At 52.2% G+C, this 21,357-nt stretch carries 22 protein-coding genes; 16 read left to right on the top strand and 6 right to left on the bottom strand.

The annotated features are described in order from the left end of the window. Nucleotides 1-472: 472 nt before the first annotated feature. Nucleotides 473-1,159, bottom strand: a complete 687-nt coding sequence (locus FH603_RS24160; protein ID WP_186741076.1) for a LytR/AlgR family response regulator transcription factor — start codon at nucleotides 1,157-1,159, stop codon at nucleotides 473-475. A 690-nt stretch (nucleotides 1,160-1,849) separates the two neighbouring features. On the opposite strand from FH603_RS24160, the gene FH603_RS24155 reads away from it, so the two are divergent. The 9 genes from FH603_RS24155 (at nucleotide 1,850) to FH603_RS24115 (ending at nucleotide 9,421) form a co-directional block, all read left to right on the top strand. Then, nucleotides 1,850-2,575: a LytR/AlgR family response regulator transcription factor gene (locus FH603_RS24155; protein WP_186741074.1), complete on the top strand. Its 726-nt coding sequence runs from the start codon at nucleotides 1,850-1,852 to the stop codon at nucleotides 2,573-2,575. Nucleotides 2,576-2,785: 210 nt separating this feature from the next. Further along, nucleotides 2,786-4,177 (top strand): arginine deiminase family protein, encoded by a 1,392-nt coding sequence (locus FH603_RS24150; RefSeq protein WP_235985565.1) that lies wholly within the window; start codon nucleotides 2,786-2,788, stop codon nucleotides 4,175-4,177. A gap of 176 nt (nucleotides 4,178-4,353) precedes the next feature. Continuing rightward, on the top strand, nucleotides 4,354-4,704 hold the full coding sequence (locus FH603_RS24145) for a four helix bundle protein (protein WP_186741062.1): 351 nt from the start codon (nucleotides 4,354-4,356) through the stop codon (nucleotides 4,702-4,704). Nucleotides 4,705-4,823: 119 nt separating this feature from the next. Further along, complete coding sequence (gene ctlX / locus FH603_RS24140; RefSeq protein WP_235985562.1) at nucleotides 4,824-5,753, top strand: citrulline utilization hydrolase CtlX; 930 nt, start codon at nucleotides 4,824-4,826, stop codon at nucleotides 5,751-5,753. Between the two features lie 215 nt (nucleotides 5,754-5,968). Continuing rightward, nucleotides 5,969-6,445 (top strand): MarR family winged helix-turn-helix transcriptional regulator, encoded by a 477-nt coding sequence (locus FH603_RS24135; RefSeq protein ID WP_235985563.1) that lies wholly within the window; start codon nucleotides 5,969-5,971, stop codon nucleotides 6,443-6,445. Between the two features lie 46 nt (nucleotides 6,446-6,491). Then, entirely contained in the window at nucleotides 6,492-6,692 is a 201-nt protein-coding gene (locus tag FH603_RS24130) for a hypothetical protein (RefSeq protein WP_186741060.1), read from the top strand. Nucleotides 6,693-6,758: 66 nt separating this feature from the next. Continuing rightward, a complete protein-coding gene (locus FH603_RS24125) occupies nucleotides 6,759-7,643 on the top strand; it encodes an NAD(P)H-binding protein (protein ID WP_186741058.1) in 885 nt (294 codons plus the stop codon). A 139-nt stretch (nucleotides 7,644-7,782) separates the two neighbouring features. Continuing rightward, nucleotides 7,783-8,499, top strand: a complete 717-nt coding sequence (locus FH603_RS24120; protein WP_186741056.1) for a head GIN domain-containing protein — start codon at nucleotides 7,783-7,785, stop codon at nucleotides 8,497-8,499. Nucleotides 8,500-8,572: 73 nt separating this feature from the next. Beyond that, a complete protein-coding gene (locus tag FH603_RS24115) occupies nucleotides 8,573-9,421 on the top strand; it encodes an SDR family NAD(P)-dependent oxidoreductase (protein WP_186741054.1) in 849 nt (282 codons plus the stop codon). Nucleotides 9,422-9,477: 56 nt separating this feature from the next. On the opposite strand, the gene FH603_RS24110 is transcribed toward FH603_RS24115, so the two are convergent. Continuing rightward, complete coding sequence (locus FH603_RS24110; RefSeq protein WP_186741051.1) at nucleotides 9,478-11,568, bottom strand: Ig-like domain-containing protein; 2,091 nt, start codon at nucleotides 11,566-11,568, stop codon at nucleotides 9,478-9,480. Between the two features lie 191 nt (nucleotides 11,569-11,759). Next, nucleotides 11,760-12,608, bottom strand: coding sequence for a porin family protein (locus tag FH603_RS24105; RefSeq protein WP_186741049.1), 849 nt, complete (start codon nucleotides 12,606-12,608; stop codon nucleotides 11,760-11,762). 164 nt (nucleotides 12,609-12,772) lie between these two features. On the opposite strand from FH603_RS24105, the gene FH603_RS24100 reads away from it, so the two are divergent. Then, entirely contained in the window at nucleotides 12,773-13,486 is a 714-nt protein-coding gene (locus FH603_RS24100; RefSeq protein WP_186741047.1) for an SDR family oxidoreductase, read from the top strand. A gap of 319 nt (nucleotides 13,487-13,805) precedes the next feature. Here FH603_RS24100 and FH603_RS24095 read toward each other — a convergent pair whose 3' ends face one another. Next, complete coding sequence (locus FH603_RS24095; protein WP_186741045.1) at nucleotides 13,806-14,150, bottom strand: nuclear transport factor 2 family protein; 345 nt, start codon at nucleotides 14,148-14,150, stop codon at nucleotides 13,806-13,808. 300 nt (nucleotides 14,151-14,450) lie between these two features. Between FH603_RS24095 and FH603_RS24090 the strand changes: the two genes are divergently transcribed. From FH603_RS24090 to FH603_RS24070, 5 genes are all read left to right on the top strand, one after another. Further along, nucleotides 14,451-15,038: a TetR/AcrR family transcriptional regulator gene (locus FH603_RS24090; protein WP_186741043.1), complete on the top strand. Its 588-nt coding sequence runs from the start codon at nucleotides 14,451-14,453 to the stop codon at nucleotides 15,036-15,038. A 58-nt stretch (nucleotides 15,039-15,096) separates the two neighbouring features. Then, entirely contained in the window at nucleotides 15,097-15,555 is a 459-nt protein-coding gene (locus tag FH603_RS24085) for a hypothetical protein (RefSeq protein WP_186741041.1), read from the top strand. Nucleotides 15,556-15,814: 259 nt separating this feature from the next. Then, nucleotides 15,815-16,207 (top strand): hypothetical protein, encoded by a 393-nt coding sequence (locus tag FH603_RS24080; protein WP_186741039.1) that lies wholly within the window; start codon nucleotides 15,815-15,817, stop codon nucleotides 16,205-16,207. 57 nt (nucleotides 16,208-16,264) lie between these two features. Beyond that, entirely contained in the window at nucleotides 16,265-16,921 is a 657-nt protein-coding gene (gene can / locus FH603_RS24075) for a carbonate dehydratase (RefSeq protein ID WP_186741036.1), read from the top strand. Between the two features lie 52 nt (nucleotides 16,922-16,973). Continuing rightward, nucleotides 16,974-17,366: a tellurite resistance TerB family protein gene (locus tag FH603_RS24070; RefSeq protein WP_186741034.1), complete on the top strand. Its 393-nt coding sequence runs from the start codon at nucleotides 16,974-16,976 to the stop codon at nucleotides 17,364-17,366. A 154-nt stretch (nucleotides 17,367-17,520) separates the two neighbouring features. Here FH603_RS24070 and FH603_RS24065 read toward each other — a convergent pair whose 3' ends face one another. Next, nucleotides 17,521-18,159, bottom strand: a complete 639-nt coding sequence (locus FH603_RS24065; RefSeq protein WP_186741032.1) for an MCP four helix bundle domain-containing protein — start codon at nucleotides 18,157-18,159, stop codon at nucleotides 17,521-17,523. 170 nt (nucleotides 18,160-18,329) lie between these two features. Between FH603_RS24065 and FH603_RS24060 the strand changes: the two genes are divergently transcribed. Then, on the top strand, nucleotides 18,330-18,614 hold the full coding sequence (locus FH603_RS24060; protein ID WP_186741030.1) for a hypothetical protein: 285 nt from the start codon (nucleotides 18,330-18,332) through the stop codon (nucleotides 18,612-18,614). A 343-nt stretch (nucleotides 18,615-18,957) separates the two neighbouring features. Here the strand turns inward: FH603_RS24060 and FH603_RS24055 are convergent, their stop codons facing one another. After that, the gene (locus FH603_RS24055) at nucleotides 18,958-21,243 is read right to left on the bottom strand and encodes an endo-1,4-beta-xylanase (RefSeq protein ID WP_186741028.1); all 2,286 of its coding nucleotides are present in this window, start codon (nucleotides 21,241-21,243) and stop codon (nucleotides 18,958-18,960) included. Nucleotides 21,244-21,357 lie beyond the last annotated feature (114 nt).

The following is a 21,357-nucleotide window of genomic DNA, read 5'->3' as shown; positions in this document are numbered from 1 at the left end:
AATACAAATAATCAGTCACAGTACACGTTTGAGCCTGTAGATTGCTTATTACTACCAGCATAAGCCCAAACAGGAACGCCGGTTTAAGCGGATTTCTTCGTAAACCCTTGTAGAAATTAGCGGGAAACTTCATGTTGTTGTTCGTGAAAATTAATGTTGACAATACGTAGCGGGGTAGAACGAAACGGATGTACAAGAGGCCGTAGCAGTTTTTACGTCTACGCTACGTTCATCCTGTTTCTGTTGCACGGGCGGTTCATTCATATCCCTGCTGTGTGGATGTAAACGAATCGGTGAGTAATGGCACAGCAATCACTATGCGACATATAGGGCTGTTTAAACCTGTTGATGACAAACGACTTGACAGGTATGTGAACGACAAGTTATGGGTGTGGCCGGCGCGGTAGTTTTAGCTGTTTGCGGATGCTTACAAAAGCCCGGCCAATTATGCCAATGGTACACCCGGCAGGGATTAAATGCGGCTCAGGACCTCCTGCCGGTATTTTCGGCCAATTGGTATTTGCTGTCCATTGAGGACCACATACTTTTCCGTCAGGTTAACGCGGTTTACGAACCGGAAATTAATAATGTAGGATTTGTGTACCCTGCCAAAGTTCATATCCAGTTCTGGTATGATGGTATGAAGTGCCCGTTTAACCGTGTGCTTACCCGTTTCCAGGTAAATGACAGCGTAGTTCCCTTCTGATTCAATGTAAATGACCTTCGAGAGGGGAAGTTGCAGGGGCTGGCGGTGTTTGCCCATGACCGGGAATGTTCCTGCTGGCAGGTTTCCGCACGTATGGGTCCTGTATTGGTTCAACCGGGTAGCCAGCGCCGATACCAGCGAATAAAGATGGAATGGCTTAACTAAAAACGCCGAATTGGTAAACGACAGCGATTGCCGCAGGTGGTCATCTTCTGGCTGACCTGTAATAAAAATGACTGGATACGTACGGGAAGCGGCAGTAAAAAGATGAAATGATAGCTGCCCGTCAACGACAATATCAGCTATGACGGCATCCGGCGTAGAATGAGTAAGAAATTCGGTGGCTTCCTTACTGGTAGACACTAAGGCAATCGTTGCATCGGTAAACTCCTCTGCCATCTGTTGAAGCTTCAGTTGCCAGACGGGATCAGCGTCAAGAATTAGAATAATCATTCGGGTGGATATAACCAGTTTATGAATCAATTCGCCCATACTGATTCATAAGCACTCAGCAAAGGCACTATGGGTTGCTGTTAACCCCCTGTCGCAAAAACCAGACCAGCTCGTAACTTCCAGCGCAGAACTCAGTCAGCAGTACCTAAACCAACGCGAACCCGGCGATTTTTTGGCCGCGTAGCGTCCGGTTGCCTGTTATAGCCTGATCGTTGACTGATCGTGCTATGGCCCGCCACTGCCGATAGCGTAGGCAAGAACAGTCAGTAGGGGGGTGACAAATCAGAAAGATGCTACAGTTGTGAAAGGTCCTACCCCAATGCGTCAGTTACTCGTTGACGAACCGACAGCACCGGCAGACGTATCGGTGGATTTACCAGGCCGCAGCGCACAATCAACTACCATCAGGTTAAGTAAACGGGTCTTTTACGAACAGGTGGGCAAAAGGACTATGGTTCATCAAATGGTATGCTAGCGTTACGCTCACCTGGAAAAATAGGGGACAATCAACTTAAAAAGGGGGACAAACGACGGTGTGTATAAACCGTCGCGTCGATTTGTTTAATTACGGTTCCGGTTATGAGTACGGCGTCAATTTTGCATACAGACTTTCCTGCTACCCCCTCCATCCCGCCGGGCTGCGTCATCCAGCTGCGACACCGGCGGCCACAAACCAGTTAACCGTATTACATGAACCTTGCGTCAACAGACCCGATCCTGATTGTTGAAGATAATTTAGCCGATGCATTCTGGCTCAAGCAGGCCGTTGAAATGATGGGTTTTCAGTCACCCCTCCTGACACACACGACTGATATGGCCCAACAGCTTATTGTGCAGCAGCAGCCCCGGCTCATCATCTGCGATCTTTTCCTGGATAGTAAGCCCAAAGGCTTATCGCTGCTGCAACAATTTGCCGACCGGGGGAGGCAGTTCATTATGGTCACCCATTCAGATGAGTATTCGCTGTATGAACAAACCCGGGCGATGGGGGTAGGGGGCCATCTGGTCAAACCCTTTCATCCGCTCACGCTCCGGTCGATCATGGACCAGGCCCTGCGGGAGCTACCCCCGGCACCGGTCGTCAAACTGCCCTGCCTGTTTATTCGGGGCGCGCAAAACCAGCGGATGCGCATCGAATTCAGCGATATTCTGTATATCTATTCCGAGCGGAACTACATATTCATCCGAACCCGGGAGAGCCGCTTTACCCTTAAACGGTCGCTCAGTAAACTGATGGAAGAATTGGACAGCCGCTTTGTCCGGGTCCATAACAGCTACGTTATTAATACCGATTATCTTAAATCTATGGCAACCACGACCCTACTGATCGACAAAGAGATAATACCGCTGGGCCGTGCCTATCGGAAAAATCTGGTAAGCCGGATGAAGCCCGTTACCCGGGAGGTATACGCCTAACTACGGCCCCTCTGCCATTTCTTTTCCTACCCCAAAATCGTACCTTGCGAACCGAGACCTGCCCTAAATGCAGGTTTCTTTGTTCGTATGAAAACCGGAATTCAACCCGTCGAAACCGCTGGGCAGCCAACCGAAAAACAGGCTGCCCAACCCACCGCTACCCGGTCTGCTCGCATCAATGTCTCGTCCGAAATCGGTACGCTCCGGCGTATGCTGATCCACAGCCCCGACCGGGGTTTGGGCAAAGTGGTACCCTCCAAAGCGCAGGACTGGCTGTTTGAGGACATTGTTCACCTCAATATGATGCGCCGGGACGAGTATGACTACTACGTCAAAATCCTGCTCTATTTTCTCGATCCTGATAAAGTGCGGGGTAAGATCGCCAGTCTTGGCCCTGATTCCGACCGTAACTTTTTCAAGCCAGATCACAACGAATACTTCCGGTCGAGTAAGGTCGTTGATGTGCAAAGCCTGTTATCCGAAATCCTGGCCGATGAGGTAATCCGTACCCGCCTGATTGCGGCCATCTGCGGCATCGAGCGGACATCGTTCCGTACCCAGCAGAAGCTCAATGAGTTCGACCCCGTAGAACTGGCCAAGATCATGATCTCAGGGTCGCTGCCCGACCAGGCGATGTTGTTTGCGCCCCTGCCCAACTTCATTTTTACGCGCGACATCGGTATCGTCATAAACGATCATATCCTGCTGAACAAGCCCGCCAAGCTGGCCCGTACCCGCGAGGCTCTGCTGATGCAGTACATCTTTTTCAACCATCCGCTCTTTGCCGACTATCAGGACAAGATCATCGAGATTCCCGATAATGAGCACGCGTTTCTGCTGCCCGATGCCGACGCCAACAGCGACGTTACCCGGTCTACGCTGGAAGGGGGCGATGTGATGATGATTGCCAAACGTCATTTGATCGTGGGGGTCAGCGAACGTACCACGCTCTACGCGGCCCAGCAGGTCATGCGGCTCGTGTTCGCTAAAAGTCTGGTCGATACGGTTACCATCGTCAAGATTCCCAAGAAGCGCGACTACATGCACATCGACACGGTCTTCACGCAGGCCAAACGCAATGTATGGGTATTGCTCGGCTCGCTGGCCCGAACAGGTGACGAAGCCAAAAAGCGCGATGTCATTCACTTCTTCGCGCCAAAAGATGTATCGGAAGACCTTAAGATTCTCCAGTTCAAAAAAGGAAGTGAGCAAAAGCCCATAGAAATTGAAAACCTGGAAGACTTGCTAGTGGGTATCAGCAAAGATGATCTGGGCGTGACCGAACCTGTGCAGTTCATTTATTCGGGCAACAACGAATTTCCGTTTGGTGCCCGCGAGCAGTGGACTGATTCCTGCAACCTGCTGGCCCTGAAAGATGGGGTTGTCGTTGGGTATGACCGCAACCAGAAAACGACCGATGCGTTCCAGGCTGCCGGTTTCGACGTAGTCCGGGCCGCCGACCTGCTGGATCGCTTCGAGCGGGGCGAGTCGTCGCCGGAAACGATCGAAAACACCTTTATCATGCTGCCCTCAGCCGAGCTGAGCCGGGCGCGGGGCGGTAGCCACTGCATGAGCCTGCCGTTGTTGCGGGAGGAGTTGTGAAAGGGAGTCGGTAATAGTCGTAAGTCGTAGAAGTCGTAATAGTCGTAAGTCGTAGAAGTCGTAATAGTCGTAATAGTCGTAATAGTCGTATGGCGTAATAGTTGTAAGGGGAGAGGGGTGGGGGCTGTGGGGCGTGAGCGTGTTTTACCATTTGTTTATTATAACCGTAACAAGCAATGAAAGTGAAGCGATTTGAAGATTTGTTCGTGTGGCAAAAGGGTCAGGATTTGGCTGTATTGACATACGATACCTACCGGGATAACCGGGATTGGAGTTTCAAAGACCAGATTTGTCGGGCGTCGGTATTTGTATCGAATAACATTGCTGAAGGCTTCGATCGGGAAAGTGATCCGGATTTCGCACGCTTCCTGACGATAGCCCGTACCTCATCAAATGAAGTGAAATCAATGACTTACCTAGCCTACAGATTGGGTTATATCGATCAGCACACGAAAGATTTATTCATCGGAACTACTGAAGAAGTCTCACGGATGACGCTCGCTTTACGAAAATCATTGTCAAAGTGAGCCATGAACACTAATTTGCCAATTATTAAGCCATGTTGAATGCTAGCAACTTTCATAGCCGAAAGCCTCGCGGATGACCGCTACGACTGTTACGACTTACGACTTTTAGACTATCTTTTATGCAATCACAAGCTACTTCCCGCATTCTCATGATCCGCCCGGTTCGGTTCGGATTCAACGAACAGACGGCCGGGTCGAACGCGTTTCAGGATGCGGCACTAGCTGCCCAGCCCATGGGGGTAGCGCAGGAAAACGCCCTGCGGGAGTTCGACGAAATGGTGCAGCAGCTGCGGGCTCTGGGCGTTGAGATAATGGTCTACGAGGATACCGCCGACCCCTATACGCCTGACTCGATTTTTCCTAATAACTGGGTGTCGCTCCACGCCAGCGGTACCGTAGTGCTCTATCCCATGCAGGCCGAAAACCGCCGGCTCGAACGGCGGCCCGATATTATCAATGACCTGGCTGAACATTTTCACGTAGCTAAAGTCGTTGACCTGACCCACTTTGAACAGGAAGGGAAATACCTTGAAGGAACGGGTAGCCTGGTGCTGGATCGGATGCATAAAGTCGCTTTCGCCTGCCTCTCACCCCGTACGCATCCCGACGTGCTGGCCGAGTTTAGCCGCCAGACCGGTTACCGGACGGTTGCTTTTCACGCAGCAGATACCGCCGGTAAAGCGGTTTACCATACGAATGTGCTGATGTGCATGGCCGAAACGTTCGCCATCGTTTGTTTGTCGGCCATCACCGACCCGGACGAGCGCCTGATGGTGCGGCAGGAGCTGGAAGGACTCAACAAACGGATCATCGACATTTCGATGGAGCAAATGGCTGCCTTCGCCGGCAATATGCTCCAGGTACTGAGCCAGAAAGGGCAGAAGCTGCTGATTATGTCGACGCAGGCGTTCGAGTCGCTGACGCCCAAGCAGATCGATTTGCTCGACGATTACGTCACGTTGTTCCACTTCGACCTGTCGACTATTGAAGGGAACGGTGGCGGCTCGGCCCGCTGCATGATGGCCGAAGTTCATTTGCCCCTCAAGTAGAGACGCGACCCTTCGCGTCTGATACCCGCAAAATAACCCTTCGCGTCTGATACCCCGCAAATATCCCGTCTTGTCCAGGACCACAATACAACAGTGCCTGTTCTAGTTGCTACAGAACAGGCACTGATTAGTTTTGGCCAATCGACGATCAGCACTATTTTTTTTATATGTTGCTTGCACATACAACTATAATGCCGTACCTTTGTTGTACCAATATGAAAGAGGTCATGGATAGTAACGAAGGAGTACAGATTGTCGACGAAAAGAAAGAGACCCGGTTTAGTGCCTGTCTGCTTTTTTCGGCAAACGCGTTAGCTCGGGCCATTACGACCATTGGCGACGAAGAGTTTGGTCGGTTTGGCTTGTCCTATTCGCACGCTTACCTGTTGTGTGAAGTAGTTGATCAGCCGGGCATAATGCCTTCCCAATTGAGTCAGACGTTGTATCTAACGCCTTCGACTATTACGCGTCTGGTAGAAAAACTGGAACAAAAACAATTGGTACGGCGCGAGTCGGAAGGGAAAAAGACGCTGATATTCCCAACTGCTCAGGGCGAAGCGTTACAGCCCGCCATTGCTGAAGCCTGGCAACGGGCTGGGGCGCGCTACACCCAGGCAATCGGCGAGGACAATATAAAAGGCCTGACACAGCACGTCTTCAAAGCAGCCCAGGCCCTGGGAGAGGAGTGTTAAAAAATTTGTTAAAAATAATTGGTTGCACATACAACAACTCATAACCATGAAAACACTAGACGAATCGATCGGCCTGCTGGTCGCCAAAAACGACACAACGACACGGAGCAATTGCCAAACCCCCGGCAGCGAATGTGTGACGACTATTGTGAAACAGGAGGGAAATGAGCCTGAAACAATTGGTTCGAACTGGTCTGGCAAACCGGGTCAGGATTTGTTTTTCAATAACTGGAAATTGCTGTTCTAACGGTTTACGAACAACATACCGTTTAGTAGCTATCGCGACTGATTCACCCCTCAATCTATTATCACCATGCATTACGTCATTACTGGCTCTATTGGTCATACCGGAAAACCCATCGCGCAGGGACTCATTCAGGCAGGTCATACCGTTACGGTAGTCACCAGCAAACCGGCCAATGTTGCGGCTATTGAAGCCCTGGGTGCGCAGGCGGCAGTAGGTAGCGTTGAAGACGCCGACTTTATAAAACAGGCTTTTGCAGAAGCCGATGCCGTTTATCTGCTCATTCCTGGAAAATGGGGCGTTACGGGATGGCGGGCGTTTCATAACAGCGTGATCGATAACTATATCGACGCGATACGGGCCAACGATATTCGGTTTGCTGTATTGCTCAGCAGTGTGGGTGCCCACATGGGCAACGGAGCCGGGCCCGTCGACGGTCTCTATGATGCCGAACAGAAATTGAACGCCGTGCCGGGCCTGAACACGATAGCACTTCGGCCATCCTACTTCATGTATAACCTGTTCGGGATGATCGGGATGGTGAAAGGCATGAATAGCATGGGTAGTAATTTTGGCGATAGCGCCATTGCCCTGTCCCACACCCAAGATATTGCCGAGGTGGCCCTTCAGGAGCTGGCAAACCTCGCCTTCACCGGTTTTCGGATTCGCTACATTGCCAGTGACGAACGCACAGGTGCCGAAATTGCTCAGGTGCTGGGGGCGGCCGTTGGCAAACCCGAAACGCCCTGGGTCGTCTTCCCGGATGAACAGAATAAGAACGGGTTGTTACAAGCCGGTATGAACGAAGAGATGGCCGAAGAATACACGAAAATGGGGCAGGCCATGCGGGACGGCCGCATGCAGTCCGATTTTATGGAGAACAAACCAGTGTTTGGTACAATCAAACTGGAGGATTTTGCCCGGAACGAATTTGCGCCTGCTTTCAACGCATAAAGCCTTTATGTGCGTAATGCTCCACAAGACACTCAATCGGGTGTCTTTTTTTATGGCCGGTTTTTGTTGGGCGTGCAACCCAGGCAAGCGTTTCTGCATCATTGAAAAACAAGAAACCTCTAAACCCCTTGGGTCAACTATGAAAAACGCCCTTGTTTTTCTCTTGCTGATTACCTGGCTCAGCACCCCGCTGTTTGCCCAGCAATCGCTTACCGGAAATGGACAGATAGTAAAGCAGCAACGTACGATAGGTACGTTCGATAAAGTAAACGTACGTGTCGGCATGCGTGTACAGATCACCACCGGAAACGCCGGTAGTGCTGAACTGGAAGGCGAAAGCAACATCCTCGAACACGTGATCACCAACGTAAAAAATGGTGAACTGACGGTAATGCTGGATCAGGGTAAAAGCTATAATCAAACCAAAGCCGTGACCGTAACCATCCACGTGTCGAAACTCGATCGGGTAGCAATCAGCACGGGTTGCTCAGTTACGTCGGATATACCCATCCAGGCCGAAAATCTGACGCTGCTGGTTGAAACAGGCAGCAACTTAACGTCACCTGTATCGTCGAAAAAATTGAACCTGACTGTAAAAGAAGGCTCGAAGGCCACCCTGGAAGGAAAAACCGGCGAGGCTACCATCCGGCTGTCGGACGCGGGTAAGCTGGAAGCTAAACGGTTGACCATTGAAAAAGCAACGATCAATGTCGAAGGAGCCAGCAATGCCAGCATCGTGGTAACCGGGACAATAGCAGCCTCGGCCGATGGCGTTAGTACGATAACCTATGGGGGCAACCCAACGGTAACCGCTGAGGCAGCAACCGGACTCTCCCGGATTCGCAAACAACGGTAAACCAAAGGCTTCAATCAGGCGTTGGATTGGTGAGGTGCGGACGTTACACGGAGCCGTACCCTCCATTCAACTCATGGGAACAAAAACTGCCCTGATTACAGGGGCCAATTCAGGGCTGGGATTGGCCACCGCCAAAGCATTGGCACAGCGTTCGTTCGATCTGGTTTTACTCTGCCGAAGTGATCAGAAAGGACGTGAAGCGCAGGCTGACGTACAGAAAGCCAACCCGGCAGTTACGGTAGACTATTTTATTGCCGATCTGGCCGATCTCGATTCAGTGCGTGAGGCCGCCGGTCAGATCACGGCCAAGTACCCGCAACTCGATGTGCTCATCAACAACGCAGGCTACACCCCGGCGCGTCTTGAGTTTGTGGATGGCATTGAGAAATCATTTTACGCCAGCCATATCGGACACTTTGTGCTCACAAACCACCTGCTCGGTTCGCTCAAAGCGGCCGGTGCCGGGGCCAACGGACCCGCGCGGGTCATTAGCCTGTCGTCGGCGGCTTATCTGGGAGGGCGCGCTGCCCGGTTCTTCCGTAAGATCGACGACCTGTCGCCTACCTTCGCTTACTGCGACGATAAACTGGCGAACCTGTTATTTGCCCGCGAGCTGGCCCGCCAGACAGCCGGGCAGGGCGTCGTGTCGTATTCAGTACATCCGGGTGCCGTTCGAACACGATTTGGGGCCGATACACCCGGTTTTCTGGGTAAGGTCTTTTCATTGGCCGGGCCGCTGATGCGAACCCCCGAAAAAGGCGCGCAAACCTCCGTTTTCCTGGCGTCGGCTCCAATGAAGTCCATTGGCGAGCGCAATAACGGCGGCTATTTTGCCGATAGCGCTCCCAAAAACACGCATAATCGGGATATTAACGACGAGAAAGCAGCCTGGCTTTGGGAGAAGACAATGCCGTTTGTATAGCGCGCAAGCCTTCTTACCTATGGATTGCCCGTCGTTGGGGCGGGGCCGGAGTCCAACTATTTCAACACCGCCACCGACTGCCGGTAAGTCGTTTGGGTACCGTCCGGGAAGCGGCAATGGAGGGTACAGGGATAAATGCCCGCCGGAGCGGTATTCCCACTGGATACTTCTCCGTTCCATATAGCTTCGCCATTGGTCAGCGCAAAATCGGTCCGGCTGTAGACGACGCTTCCCCAGCGGTCGTAAACGACGAACCGGACAACATCCAGAGACGGAAAGCTGAAGAAGGAAGTCAGCGCATCGTTCCGACTATCAGCGTTGGGCGAAAAAGCCGAGGGTATGTAAACGGCATTGGCGCAGTCGGAGACCAGATTAACGGCGCGAGTGGTCAGACATGCGTTTTGATCGGCCATCGATACCGTATAAGTCCCGCTGCCCAGGCCCGTAAATACATTGTCGGACTGGAAATTTTTGCCGTCGATAGAAAATGTATACTGACTGGCCGGGTCGGCGGAGATAACCGTAACAGACGCGTTTTTCTGGCTGCAACCCTCTGGCGTAATCTGTATATCGGCGATAGTCGGGATGGTGCTGGCATCGATCGTAACCGACTGGCCGGCGGTGCAGCCGCTGCTGTCCTGCGCAAATAGGGTGTAGGTGCCTGCTTTCAGGCTGTCGAAAGTACTTTTCGTTTGGGCTCTACGCCCGTCGGTACTGAACAGGACAGGTCCCGAACCACCCGAAACTGCCAGGGATGCCTCCCCGTTTGTAAGGCCGCAGGTAGTGGGAACAATAGTTGTACTAACAATAAGCAATGGGTTTGAGGGGGGCAGAGTCTCCGTTTTGCTTACTTCGCAACCGCTGGCATCGCGCACCCGGATGGTGTATTTTCCCCCGATTAAATTAGTGAACTGAGGGCTTTGTTGGTACACGGCTCCATCGATGGAGTAGGTAAGCGCCCCCTCACCACCCGTTGCCAATGCCGTCAGTGCGCCGTTGGCTGTTAAGCATTTGGGGGCGGTCGTTTGCACGCTATCCATGACAGGCCCGCTACTGCCCGCGATGTTGACCGCTGCCGTAGCTCCGCAACCTGCCCCATCGCGTATCCGGACCGTGTAAGCACCCCCTTGCAGACCTGCAATGACGGTGCCCGTCTGGAAGCGTTGCCCGTCGATACTGGATTCGATAGCCCCACTACCGCCGGTTGTGGTTACAGTCAGGCTACCGGGTTTGCCGCAGGCAGCCGCCGTCGCTTTAACGCTGGCGATACCTACCGAAAAGGATGCCGGGAGCGATACCGCCCGCGTTACTTCGCAACCGGTTTGGTCCCGGACCCGGACGCTGTAGTCACCACCCGGCAGATTACGAAAAAGCGGGTCACGCTGAAACGTTGTACCATCAAGGGAGTAGGTCAGTGGACCGCTTCCACCCGTAGCGGTCAGGCTTACTTCGCCGGTAGGAGTGCCGCAACGGGGAGACACCGTTTTAAGATCACTTATCGTCGGGCTGGTAACATCGATCGTAATGGGTACGGCCGGGCTTTCGTTTTTGTAGAGTGTCTGCGTAATGTAAAACGTAGTTTTCTGACTCAACTGTGGGTTGAACGTATTTCCGGTAGCCAGCAGCGTTGTCTTGTTTTCCGACGAATACCAGCGAATATTTTTACCTGTCACCGTCAGGTTCATGGTGCTCCCTTTACAGTAGCTAGTGCCGGATTTAAGCACAATCCGGTATAGTTCGACTGTGCCACCGGCCGGTATAGTGCAGGTGGTACCGTTGGTAATGCTCTCGTACGTACCTGTCAGACTTTCGTCGGCGGGGTTATAGGTAAGTTTTCCTTTCCAGAAGCAAAGTCCTTTCACGGCAGTGTTTCCCGTCTGGTCGGCTTCGTTAAAGGTGACCGACGTACCTGCTACCTGTCCTGAAATAGAGGCTGAACCCCCGAACGGCACATTGGGATTGGCCGTTTGTGCCGTCCCACTGAGCGTAGTGCCCTTTTGGTCGAGGGTCATTGTATAGTTGAAAATTTCCTGATCAGGGCTGCTGGGGTAAGTGACGCCGAGCCAGAAGCCGGCCATGTTCTGGGTATAGCCAGTGGAGGAGATAAAGCCAAGCAACAAGGCGATTACCGTAGCTGTACGTGTCATTGCGCCTATAGAATAAGGTGTATATGGGTATACACAAAACTACAGGGATGCTAACTGCCTGACAATAGCGCACCAAGGCCGTTCAATCAATAAATAGTTAACCGGTCGTATGCTTTGTAGCGCAACAAAAATGGCGGTAGCCAGGAGGCCACCGCCATTCTAAAACCCACTCTATGAGAAATTTCTGTTGATTACCGCCTGCCCAGTGGGATCATATAGCCCACTGTAGCCTGCGTGTTTATTGTCCGGGAATCGGTATTGAAACCTGAGTCTGTATCGCCGAGCTGATACAGACCCCGAAGCTCAAGGGTCAAGTGACCGGGTCCTGCCTTCACGGCCACTCCAACACCGGTAGCCGCACCGTAACTAAACCGGTTGGCAGTACCATCGAGCGACACGTTCTGGCCGTTTATGCTACTGCTGGATGAATAAGCCCCATAAGGACCAACGTTCAGGAAAAAGCGAGTGCTGTTTGCCGAACCGGACGAAATTTTCAGCAATAGCGGCAGCTCAAATCGATTAAGTGCCACGGTATTGGTTGAGTTCAGGACGGGTGTTTCAACGGTAAAGGCGTAGCGTGCATAGTTGAATTCTGGTTGAAACGAGAGTGTACCCTGGCCAATAGTGGCAACGAACCCGCCCACAAAGCCTACTGTGGGGTCAGCGTTAAATTCATTCTCCAGGAAGACCAGATAGCTGACACCCCCCCGAACGCCAATTCGTACCCGGGCCGTACGGCCATCTGACAAAGTGGGTTGTTTGGCAGGGATAGTCGATTGAGCAACCGGCGCGTTGGTGATAGTCGTTGCGGGCTTTTTAGTGACGCTGTGATACTGGTCGTACAATTCCTGCTGGCGGTTTGGCGCGGCTGAAGTCGAGGTGGTTCGGGTAACGGCTGGTTGCCCCGGCGACTGGACAGGAGCGGTTGTAGTTACTCGACCGGTTGGCTTTGTGGCAGACCTGGTTGCCGGACGGGTTTGCGATTGGGCCACACTCATGATAAACGTATTGACAACCAGCAGTATAAGAAGTGATTTCATAGGGTAAATAGGAAGTAATTGGTGGTATAAGATTAGTCGGAAAGGTACTAAATAGCGTAACATGAATGAGGAAGCGGTTATTGCGGTTGAGCATACGGCAAACATTTAGCGGAGCCGCTCGGTTGGTGATATGTCGTTACACACGATCTTTTCTTTCCTTCAGCATGATTACAGAACATAAGCAAACGGCTTTTATCACGGGAGCCAATAAAGGTATCGGTAAGGAAATAGCCCGTCAGTTAGCCCAGCGTGGTTTCGCCGTGTTCATTGGCGCGCGCGATATGGCCAAAGGCCGGGCAGCGGCTGAGGAGTTATGTGCCGCAGGGTATGAAGCTACTTTTATTCAACTCGATGTGACCGATCCGGTTAGCATCAAGAATGCCACTGGTACCTTCTCCCAGAAAGCTGATCACCTCGATGTGCTGGTCAATAACGCGGCTGTTCTGGAAGACCATGGCGAAGATATTCTGAAGCTCAACGCCGAAATGCTCGACCGCACCATCAAAGCCAATGTGAACGGTCCGGTACTGGTCATACAGGATTTTTTGCCTTACTTAAGAAAGGCTCCGAACGGTGGGCGTATCATCAATGTATCGAGCGGAGCAGGGTCGCTGAGCCGTATGAGTACGTATGCCCCTGCTTACAGTATTTCCAAGACCGCCCTGAACGCTGTAACGAGGCAGTTTGCAGGGGCGCTCAGGAATGAAAATGTGGCGGTCAACTGTGTCGACCCCGGCTGGGTGCGTACCGATATGGGAGGAGCCACCGCCAGCCGCCCGGTCGAGAAAGGAGCCGAAACCATCGTCTGGCTGGCAGCCGACGTCCCGCAAACCGAAACGGGTAAGTTCTGGCACGACAAGCAGGAAGCCGAATGGTAGGGGATAAAAGGTTGTATTAGTCGACGGTTGCAGTGGCGTATAGAGGTGGCAAACACAATTTGGTGTTTTCCTCCTGCCGAACAGCCATTCGCGTAAGCGATCAGATGGTCTTTAGTAGCCTGGACGGCCACGTCCGGGTAAGCTCATTCCCATTTCACTCCCGTTGTGAGGGCATTGCAAATAACTCCGTTACTAACGTCCGGGTAGGCGTATTCCCGTTTCACACCCGGACGTAGCCGTCCAGGCTACTACCGACCCCCTGAATGAAACACGGGCCAACGTGAAATCTGGACAGGTTCGCTATCAACAAAGCAACTTGCTACTTTTCAATTGTCATGAAAAGTACCTTTCCATGCTCGAAGCCGTAGATATGATGAAGTTGTTCATCACTCAATACGTGGCCATCCAGGTCTTTAATGACTTGATGAACTTTAACCGCAATCTGGTCGTCTGATCGTATCGCAAAAGAAAGCGGCTCGACAGTCGGATCGATTTGTTGCCATTGGCGTAGCCAGTAAGCACGCACTTCATCGACGCCAGCCACATAACCACCTTCCCAGCCGTTTGGCCAGGCTACATCGGTATGCAGATGAGCTAAAACCGCATCAATCTGACGCGCATTGAAATCCTGGTAAAGTTGACGGAGCAGCGGTTGATAGTCCATGGCTTATTAAACAGTTTCGATCCATTAGTGGAGGGAGTCAAAGCTAAGCCAGGTCCACACCGGTCAAGCGTCGGTAAGGATTGAGATTTTAACAGATTTTCTTGAGAGAACCGGGCAAGCTGTGGCACAAGTGTCCTTGCTTTGGGCAAACCCAATCAGTATTACTTCGTTCGGCATAAAGGTAATTGGGTGATAATCAACGTTCTAGCTGACGAGTTAGCGTTGAAATTCAGGAAGTCAATAACTCTCTTGTTTCTAAACATACTACTTGGTATGTTTGTGGGCCAACTCTATTATTTGATGTCCAAAGCCGCTGAAACCCGCCATACTATTTTGCATAAGGCGTTCGAACTTATCTACCGAAATGGTTTTCAGGCGACCAGTATTGACACCATCATTGCCACCACGCAGGTGACTAAGGGAGCCTTTTTTTATCATTTCAGGAATAAAGAAGAAATGGGTCTGGCTCTGATTAACGAAGTGATCAAACCTACGATGGAGGAAAGCTTTATCAGGCCGCTGATCAATTCGGACCAGCCGGCTGATGACATCTACCTCATGATGAAACACTTGCTACAGACAGCTCCCTTCTTCCAGGCAGAATATGGCTGTCCGGCCGTTAACCTGGTCAATGAAGTGGCAGCTTCCAACGATTCACTTCACCAGGCCCTGTACGCCGTCATGAGTCAGTGTTTGCAGGCGGTGAGCAGCAGTATACAGCGGGGGCAGGCATTGGGCCAGATTCGGGATGATGTCGATGGGGCTCAGGTGGCTAATTTTATTATGATTGGCTACAGCGGCACCCGTAACATGGGTAAGCTTTTCGGAGCAGCTTGTTACCAGACTTACCTCAATGAGTTGAAGCGGTATCTTAACCAGTTAACCTAATTTTTTTGATGAAAAACATACCAAATAGTATGTTTTCTTGCTAGCTCGTTCTCTACTTATGTATTCAACATTACTTAGTCTGCATTCGCTGTTTCGCTGGTTGGTACTGGCTAGTTTACTGATCGCCATCTTCCGGGCCTACCGGGGGTACACCGCCCGGCTGGCCTTTACGGCCTCTGATAATTCGGTACGCCACTGGACGGCCACCATTTCGCATGTTCAGTTGATCCTTGGCTTTACGCTGTACTTCATCAGCCCGGTTGTTGAGGCATTCCGGCAGCAGGGCAACCGGGCCGGAGGGCCGTTGGTTTTCTTCGGGGTTATCCACATCACGATCATGCTTCTGGCTGTCGTCCTGATCACCGTCGGCTCGGCAATGGCGAAGCGTCAACCCGCCGACAGGGCCAAATTCCGGACAATGCTTATCTGGTTTTCAATAGCGTTGGTAATCATCTTTCTGGCGATTCCCTGGCCTTTCTCTCCGCTTGCCAACCGACCCTACATCCGAACAGTTTAACCATGAAAAATTTACCCCGCTTCCAGTGTCACTTTTTTGACGCTGCGGCAGCTGTTCAGGCTGATTTCGCCGGGTGTGTCATACCGGCGAACCACGGTATACGGGCGTCTGTGGCGGGCCAATCTCATTTCTAATCTCGTTCTAACCTGGCTCTAATACGAGCCTAACGCCGGGGTGTGACCTTTGTGAAGTCAACCAGCAGGTGTGATCGGTCGATCGCCCAGCAGCTTGGTCAATGGCGTAAATTACTCAACGAATCATGAAACGAATCCTGCTAATAGCCGCCTTCAGCGGCCTGTCGTTCATAACGGCCTCCGCCCAAGATGATCAGAAAATACGAAAAGATCATACCTATTCAACCCATAATTACAAGCACCCAAACAAAGCAGCCGCGGCCCGGCAGTGGGAAAACAAATCGGGCGCTGCGGTTCGCGCACCGGGTTTCAGCCAGGGTCCCGTAGCTAATTACAAACATCCCGTACCAGGGGCCGTGCCAGCGGGTGGCGTGGTGATGCCGCACACGCCGGAGACGGACGTAACCCTGCGAAATTACAAGATTCAACGGCTTGGAATGCCGACGTCAACGACGAAACCAGCTACCGAGGTAGCTGAGCCGGTGTCCAGCCAGCCGACTTCACAAACCGTCGAATAAGGACAGGAAATGAATGGCCAAAATAACAGTACTATCTTCAACGTCACTTTTCTTTCAATGATCCGTTCGTATCAAAAACTGTTTGCCAATAATAAAAAGTGGGTACTCGAAAAAACGAAGCATACCCCTTACTTTTTCCATCAGCTGGCCGCTGGTCAACAACCCAATTTTCTGTGGATTGGCTGTTCCGATAGCCGCGTGTCTGCCGAGCAATTGACCGGCACCAACCCAGGGGATATGTTCGTACACCGCAACATTGCGAACATGGTAATTCATACCGATATGAGTATGCTCAGCGTACTGGACTATGCGGTCAATGTGCTGGGCGTGCAACACATCATCGTTTGTGGTCATTATGGCTGTGGGGGCGTAGCGGCAGCCATGGGCAGTAAGCAGGTTGGTTTAATCGATAACTGGTTACGCCATATCAAGGATGTGTACCGACTTTACCAGGATGAACTGGACTCCCTTAGTGACCCAGCCCAAAGGCTTAGCCGTTTAGTGGAGTTAAACATCCAGGAGCAGGTATACAGTCTGGCCAGCACCTCCATCGTTCAAAATGCCTGGAACCTGGGTAATCCGCTTCAAATTCATGGTTTGGTGTATGATTTGAAAACGGGCCTGCTTAACGATCTTCAAATGTCAGCCGATAACCCCGACGCAATCGATGCCGTCTATCGGCTGGAGCCTGTGGAGGTCATAGCTACTCCGTAAGTTAAGATTTTGCGGATATCCAGTTCACAACGAGCAACTTTATATAGGATCTATGTATTCACCTGATGTAGCAGTAGGCCTGGGCAGCCTCGTTTATGCCCTCTCAAAAGTAGACGGCCAACTCCAGCCGGAGGAAATAAACGTAATGCGCCGGCTACTAGCCGGAAGCCCTTACAGTGATTTGGCGATTAGCGCTTTATTTCTACAGGAAAACGTGGGCGAAACAAGCGAAAAGGCTTACGCATTTGGCCTGCGCCGGATGGCACACGACCGGGTCAAACTCGATGTACAGACAGAAAAATGGTTTGTCAACATCCTGTGGCGAGTAGCTATGGCGTATGAAGGCGTATCGGGGGAAGAGCGAGCGTTTATCCGACGGTTCCGATCGGATTTGCAACGAGTCCAGGCTCGTTGCGATACGCTCATTCGACAGAGGCCGGACTAACCAGGTAACGTAAAAGGTGTGGCCGCCTGCACGGTCGGTTCCGTCGTCTCCGGCAGGATAAACCAAAATGAAGCCGCCTGCCTGAACGACTTGTCAACCGGTCTAAGCCTGGGCTGATTGATTAGTCGTTTCCCGGAAGCGGGAGCATTCATTGCTACCGGAAACGGTGCCAAAATAAGCTCAGTCCAATCATCAGTACCAAACCTATCTGCAACGCCGTCAGCACATAAATGTAGTCGGTTTGGCCTCTCGACTCGCCCAGGAGTTCCTCACCGACGGTTAGCTGTAGAGAAACCAGGTCGTTAAGGGTATGCGCCACCTGACCAAAAGCCGTGCTGCTGCCGCCCGCAAACAGTGCCTGCTGTGCCGTTGGATGATCATTCAGCTTGGTCGTTAGTTCGCCTTCCAGCTGGTTGTAAACGGTCAACTGCTGCTTTAGACTCTGTAACTGGCTGGCTTCCCTGACCGTTAAGCTGGTTTTTTCAAATTCGGTCAGCAGTGAGTCGGTTTGCCGGTTGAGCCGGTCGAGCGTTGACGCCATCGGGCCTGTGTCCGGTTTATGGGTCGCCAGAACGAAGGTTTCCAGCAACAGTCGTTTGCGGTAGACCGTTGCTGTCAGATCGACCAGCATGCCCATTGGTACCAGCCGGTCTTTATAAATCGATGCGGATGCCTGCTGAATGTCGTTCATACTGCGACGATTCAGGAAAATACTGGTCAGAATCAATCCCAGGCAGCTGACTATCAAGAGAACGGAGCGTACCGACGAACGAGTGTTGGATGGGGGCGTCATGAGGTGAATCGGATTAGGATGTGTTAAAGTAAATGTAAAATCAATAACCTCAACTACCCAGATCGCTCACTCAAAACTAAAGGCCTTGTAATTTATTCATTCTACTCACCTGTTACCAACTGTTTGATCCAGCTTCACGCTGGAATCGAACCAAACGATTCTAAACGACTATGGCAACCTATCCCACCAACCTGTCGAAAGAGCGGGGCCCCTTCTACCAGTGGCTGCCACTGAGCTATCTGCTCTTATTTGGAGGGGCGTTTCTGGGTAGCCTGTGGGCAGAGATGAAGCGGAGGCAACAGCCAGCTAAAGGCCAGATAATCTGCTCCTGCATTGGGGCTAACCCGCTCTCGACGCCCGCAACGCGTTGTATCCTCTTTCGATCATCCCCAAAAACAAATTGGTTTAGGGATACCAAAAATCTGTTTACAGGCCATGTGATCTTATACCGGTAAAAAACCTGAAACGCTATGCTCAGTCATCTCCGGTTGCAGCAAATTGCGTTTGACCCATGTTAAAAAGGCACGTCTGGCAAATCCTTTTTAGAAAGGACGTCTTTTTAAAATAACCACGGTTCAGTTTTCGGTTGAAAAGCCGGGTAAATCCGATGAGTGATACAACACAAAAGGGATGCTCAATCGAGCATCCCCTTTGTGTTGTGTTCTAACGTAACGTGAATTATGGATGGACGTCCCCTTATTCATCCCGACTTGTCAGGACAGTCCATTTGCTGAAATCGCCAAAGAAGCAGGTGGGGCGGCTCGGTCCAACTGGCCGAAACCGCCCCATGCCCATTACTTAGCGTTTCAGTAGGCGCAGGCTCAACACCCGCTGGGAGCTGATTATCGTCAGGATATACACCCCGGTAGGCCGGTTACCCAGCCGCAGCCGTACTTCGTGATGGTTGGTGAGCACGTGTTCCGTCCGGTCCAGGATGGGCTGGCTCACGATGTCGGTCAGCAGCAGTTGAACCGGCTGGTTCGCTACTCCGTCGAGGCTCAGCACAAACTCATCATTGACCGGATTGGGGTAAACGCTCGCTTTTAGTTCGGCAAACGGCTCTATCGCTGCCGAAGTGGCCAGGCGAGCGCCCACCGGGCATTGGGCGCGTATGTCCCAGACGTAGGTCACTTCGGTGCCGTTCTGGCGCGCTTTGAGCGTAATCGGCTGAGCGTCGCCAGCCGTGCGGAGTTCGGTATCGACAAACTGGTTGGGGTTGGTTGTCCAGCCGGTGATGCCGATGGCCCTGTACTCGATAGGGGAGCCGTTGCCACCACTGGTGTTAAAGGTGAATGCGCCCGACTGGCAGTTGTAGGTGGGGGCTACGAGCTGAAATGAACCACCACCCATTGGCACAACCGTCAGGGTGAACATCCCCTCGGTTGCCAGTCCACCGGGGTCTGTAGCGGTAATTTTAACCGGGTAGCTACCCGATTGCGTGGGCGTACCACTCAGCGTTGTCCCGGCCAGGGTAATGCCCGTGGGTAATCCGGAAGCTACGAAGGTGAGTGGCTGGCCTTCGGGGTCGGTGAAGGTGCCGGCGGGCAGGACGTAGCTGAACGGGCTGTTTTGCTGAGTCGTCTGGTTCGATAGACCACCGTTGTAGAATGGCGGGTTATTCGAACCCACCGGGCACTGGGCCCGAATATTCCAGACGTAGGTCACTTCGGTGCCGTTCTGGCGTGCTTTGAGCGTAATCGGCTGCGCGTCGCCGGCCGTGCGGATTTCGGTATCGACAAACTGGTTGGGGTTGGTTGTCCAGCCGGTGATGCCGATGGCCATGTACTCGATGGTTGAGCCGTTGCCGCCACGGGTGTTAAAGGTGAACGCGCCCGACTGGCAGTTGTAGGTAGGGGCAATCAGCGCCAGTCCATTCGGTGGCGTAACCGTTACCGAACTACAGGCCGTCAGGGCATTCCATGAATATTCCACGGTAACGCCGTTCTGTGTTGCCGACAGCCTGAAGGGCTCTACGCTGGGCTTCTGCTCCCGAATGTCCTGCGCGATACCCGCATCGACCATGGCCGTGCAGCTCTCTGTTGGCGATGAGATACCAACGGCCGAGTAACTGATGGGGGAGCCGTTACCCCCTACGGTCTTGAACGTAAACGCCCTCGTTTCACAGTTGTAGGTTGGTTCTACCAGGCTGAGGGGCTGCCCCAGCGTGGCCGTTGGGCTGCCACAGGCCGTAATAACGGGGGTACAACTGCCCGAAACTATGATTTTCTGGGACGCAGTTCCCACATTGCCGCAGGCATCGGTAACGGTCCAGGTTCGGGTAATAGTGAAAGACGTACCCGCCGTTGGGGTCGCTGGCGTGGTTACGTCCTTCACGGTAACGCTGACTGGCCCGGGGCAGTTGACTGCCGATGCCGTTATAGCCGCCGTACTGGACACGGGTACCTCAGTGGCACATGCATACTGAGCCGCTGCCGGAATGCCACAAATCTGTGGGACAAAACTCGAACCGAAGGTAGGATTTCCCGATGCGCGGATGCTGGTTGGGGTATTGTTGAGCGTATTGTTGAGGTAGTCGCGCAGGGCCGGTTTTTCCTGTCCCGTGCAGGCATCTACCAGAAACGCTTCCTGCGCCGTGCGCCAGTGGCCCGTCAGAAAGCCCCACAGCGTGATACCCATCACCGAGGGGTGATTCCAGTACAACCCGAAAATGCGTTCGTATTCCGATTTCTGGAACGCCTGCTTCACAGCCACGTCGGTTGTTTCCGTATAGGTGTTGTCTGTATTCCCGTCAACATCCAGCTCCGTAATCTGAATCGGAAGACCTGTTGAGGCAATGATCTCCAAATTGCTCCGGAGAAATGCCGTATGGTCTTCGAAACTTTGGCTGGCATTATACTTGCGCGTCGAGAAGGAATGGCCCTGCATACCAATGATATCAATCAGATTATCGGCCTTCAACAGATTGATGATGTCCCGGTAAGCAGTCGCCAAAGTTGTCGTGTTTTCAATGGCGTAATCGTTAATCATCAGTTTGGTTTCGCAGGGGAAGTATTTTCGGGCCAGTTTAAACGAGTTGACAATCCAGTCGTACTGACCAGGCGTGGTGCCCAGTTCGGCATTCAATGATCTTAGAGTATGTTTGGGACTATTATTTGGCCAGCCTATTGAGCAGGATTGAAATAAAGCCAATTCGTAGCATAGCCTCCGAACTTTCTATGGTTTTGTCTACGTCTCGGA

The sequence above is a fragment of the Spirosoma utsteinense genome (assembly GCF_014282275.1).
In the GTDB taxonomy this organism is placed as follows: Bacteria; Bacteroidota; Bacteroidia; order Cytophagales; family Spirosomataceae; genus Spirosoma; species Spirosoma utsteinense.
Note: the sequence above shows the minus strand (reverse complement) of the source record. Positions and strands in the feature narration are given on the sequence as shown.

Bases quoted from the DNA above. Each gene is read 5' to 3' on its own strand.
- FH603_RS24130 (WP_186741060.1), top strand. From the start codon at position 6,492: ATGAAAACACTAGACGAATCGATCGGCCTGCTGGTCGCCAAAAACGAC.
- ctlX (WP_235985562.1), top strand. From the start codon at position 4,824: ATGCAATCACAAGCTACTTCCCGCATTCTCATGATCCGCCCGGTTCGG.
- FH603_RS24060 (WP_186741030.1), top strand. From the start codon at position 18,330: ATGGCAACCTATCCCACCAACCTGTCGAAAGAGCGGGGCCCCTTCTAC.
- FH603_RS24080 (WP_186741039.1), top strand. From the start codon at position 15,815: ATGAAACGAATCCTGCTAATAGCCGCCTTCAGCGGCCTGTCGTTCATA.
- FH603_RS24085 (WP_186741041.1), top strand. From the start codon at position 15,097: ATGTATTCAACATTACTTAGTCTGCATTCGCTGTTTCGCTGGTTGGTA.
- FH603_RS24150 (WP_235985565.1), top strand. From the start codon at position 2,786: ATGCTGATCCACAGCCCCGACCGGGGTTTGGGCAAAGTGGTACCCTCC.
- FH603_RS24135 (WP_235985563.1), top strand. From the start codon at position 5,969: ATGAAAGAGGTCATGGATAGTAACGAAGGAGTACAGATTGTCGACGAA.
- FH603_RS24125 (WP_186741058.1), top strand. From the start codon at position 6,759: ATGCATTACGTCATTACTGGCTCTATTGGTCATACCGGAAAACCCATC.
- FH603_RS24145 (WP_186741062.1), top strand. From the start codon at position 4,354: ATGAAAGTGAAGCGATTTGAAGATTTGTTCGTGTGGCAAAAGGGTCAG.
- can (WP_186741036.1), top strand. From the start codon at position 16,265: ATGATCCGTTCGTATCAAAAACTGTTTGCCAATAATAAAAAGTGGGTA.
- FH603_RS24155 (WP_186741074.1), top strand. From the start codon at position 1,850: ATGAACCTTGCGTCAACAGACCCGATCCTGATTGTTGAAGATAATTTA.
- FH603_RS24100 (WP_186741047.1), top strand. From the start codon at position 12,773: ATGATTACAGAACATAAGCAAACGGCTTTTATCACGGGAGCCAATAAA.
- FH603_RS24160 (WP_186741076.1), bottom strand. From the start codon at position 1,159: ATGATTATTCTAATTCTTGACGCTGATCCCGTCTGGCAACTGAAGCTT.
- FH603_RS24065 (WP_186741032.1), bottom strand. From the start codon at position 18,159: ATGACGCCCCCATCCAACACTCGTTCGTCGGTACGCTCCGTTCTCTTG.
- FH603_RS24115 (WP_186741054.1), top strand. From the start codon at position 8,573: ATGGGAACAAAAACTGCCCTGATTACAGGGGCCAATTCAGGGCTGGGA.
- FH603_RS24090 (WP_186741043.1), top strand. From the start codon at position 14,451: ATGTCCAAAGCCGCTGAAACCCGCCATACTATTTTGCATAAGGCGTTC.
- FH603_RS24110 (WP_186741051.1), bottom strand. From the start codon at position 11,568: ATGACACGTACAGCTACGGTAATCGCCTTGTTGCTTGGCTTTATCTCC.
- FH603_RS24070 (WP_186741034.1), top strand. From the start codon at position 16,974: ATGTATTCACCTGATGTAGCAGTAGGCCTGGGCAGCCTCGTTTATGCC.
- FH603_RS24105 (WP_186741049.1), bottom strand. From the start codon at position 12,608: ATGAAATCACTTCTTATACTGCTGGTTGTCAATACGTTTATCATGAGT.
- FH603_RS24095 (WP_186741045.1), bottom strand. From the start codon at position 14,150: ATGGACTATCAACCGCTGCTCCGTCAACTTTACCAGGATTTCAATGCG.
- FH603_RS24120 (WP_186741056.1), top strand. From the start codon at position 7,783: ATGAAAAACGCCCTTGTTTTTCTCTTGCTGATTACCTGGCTCAGCACC.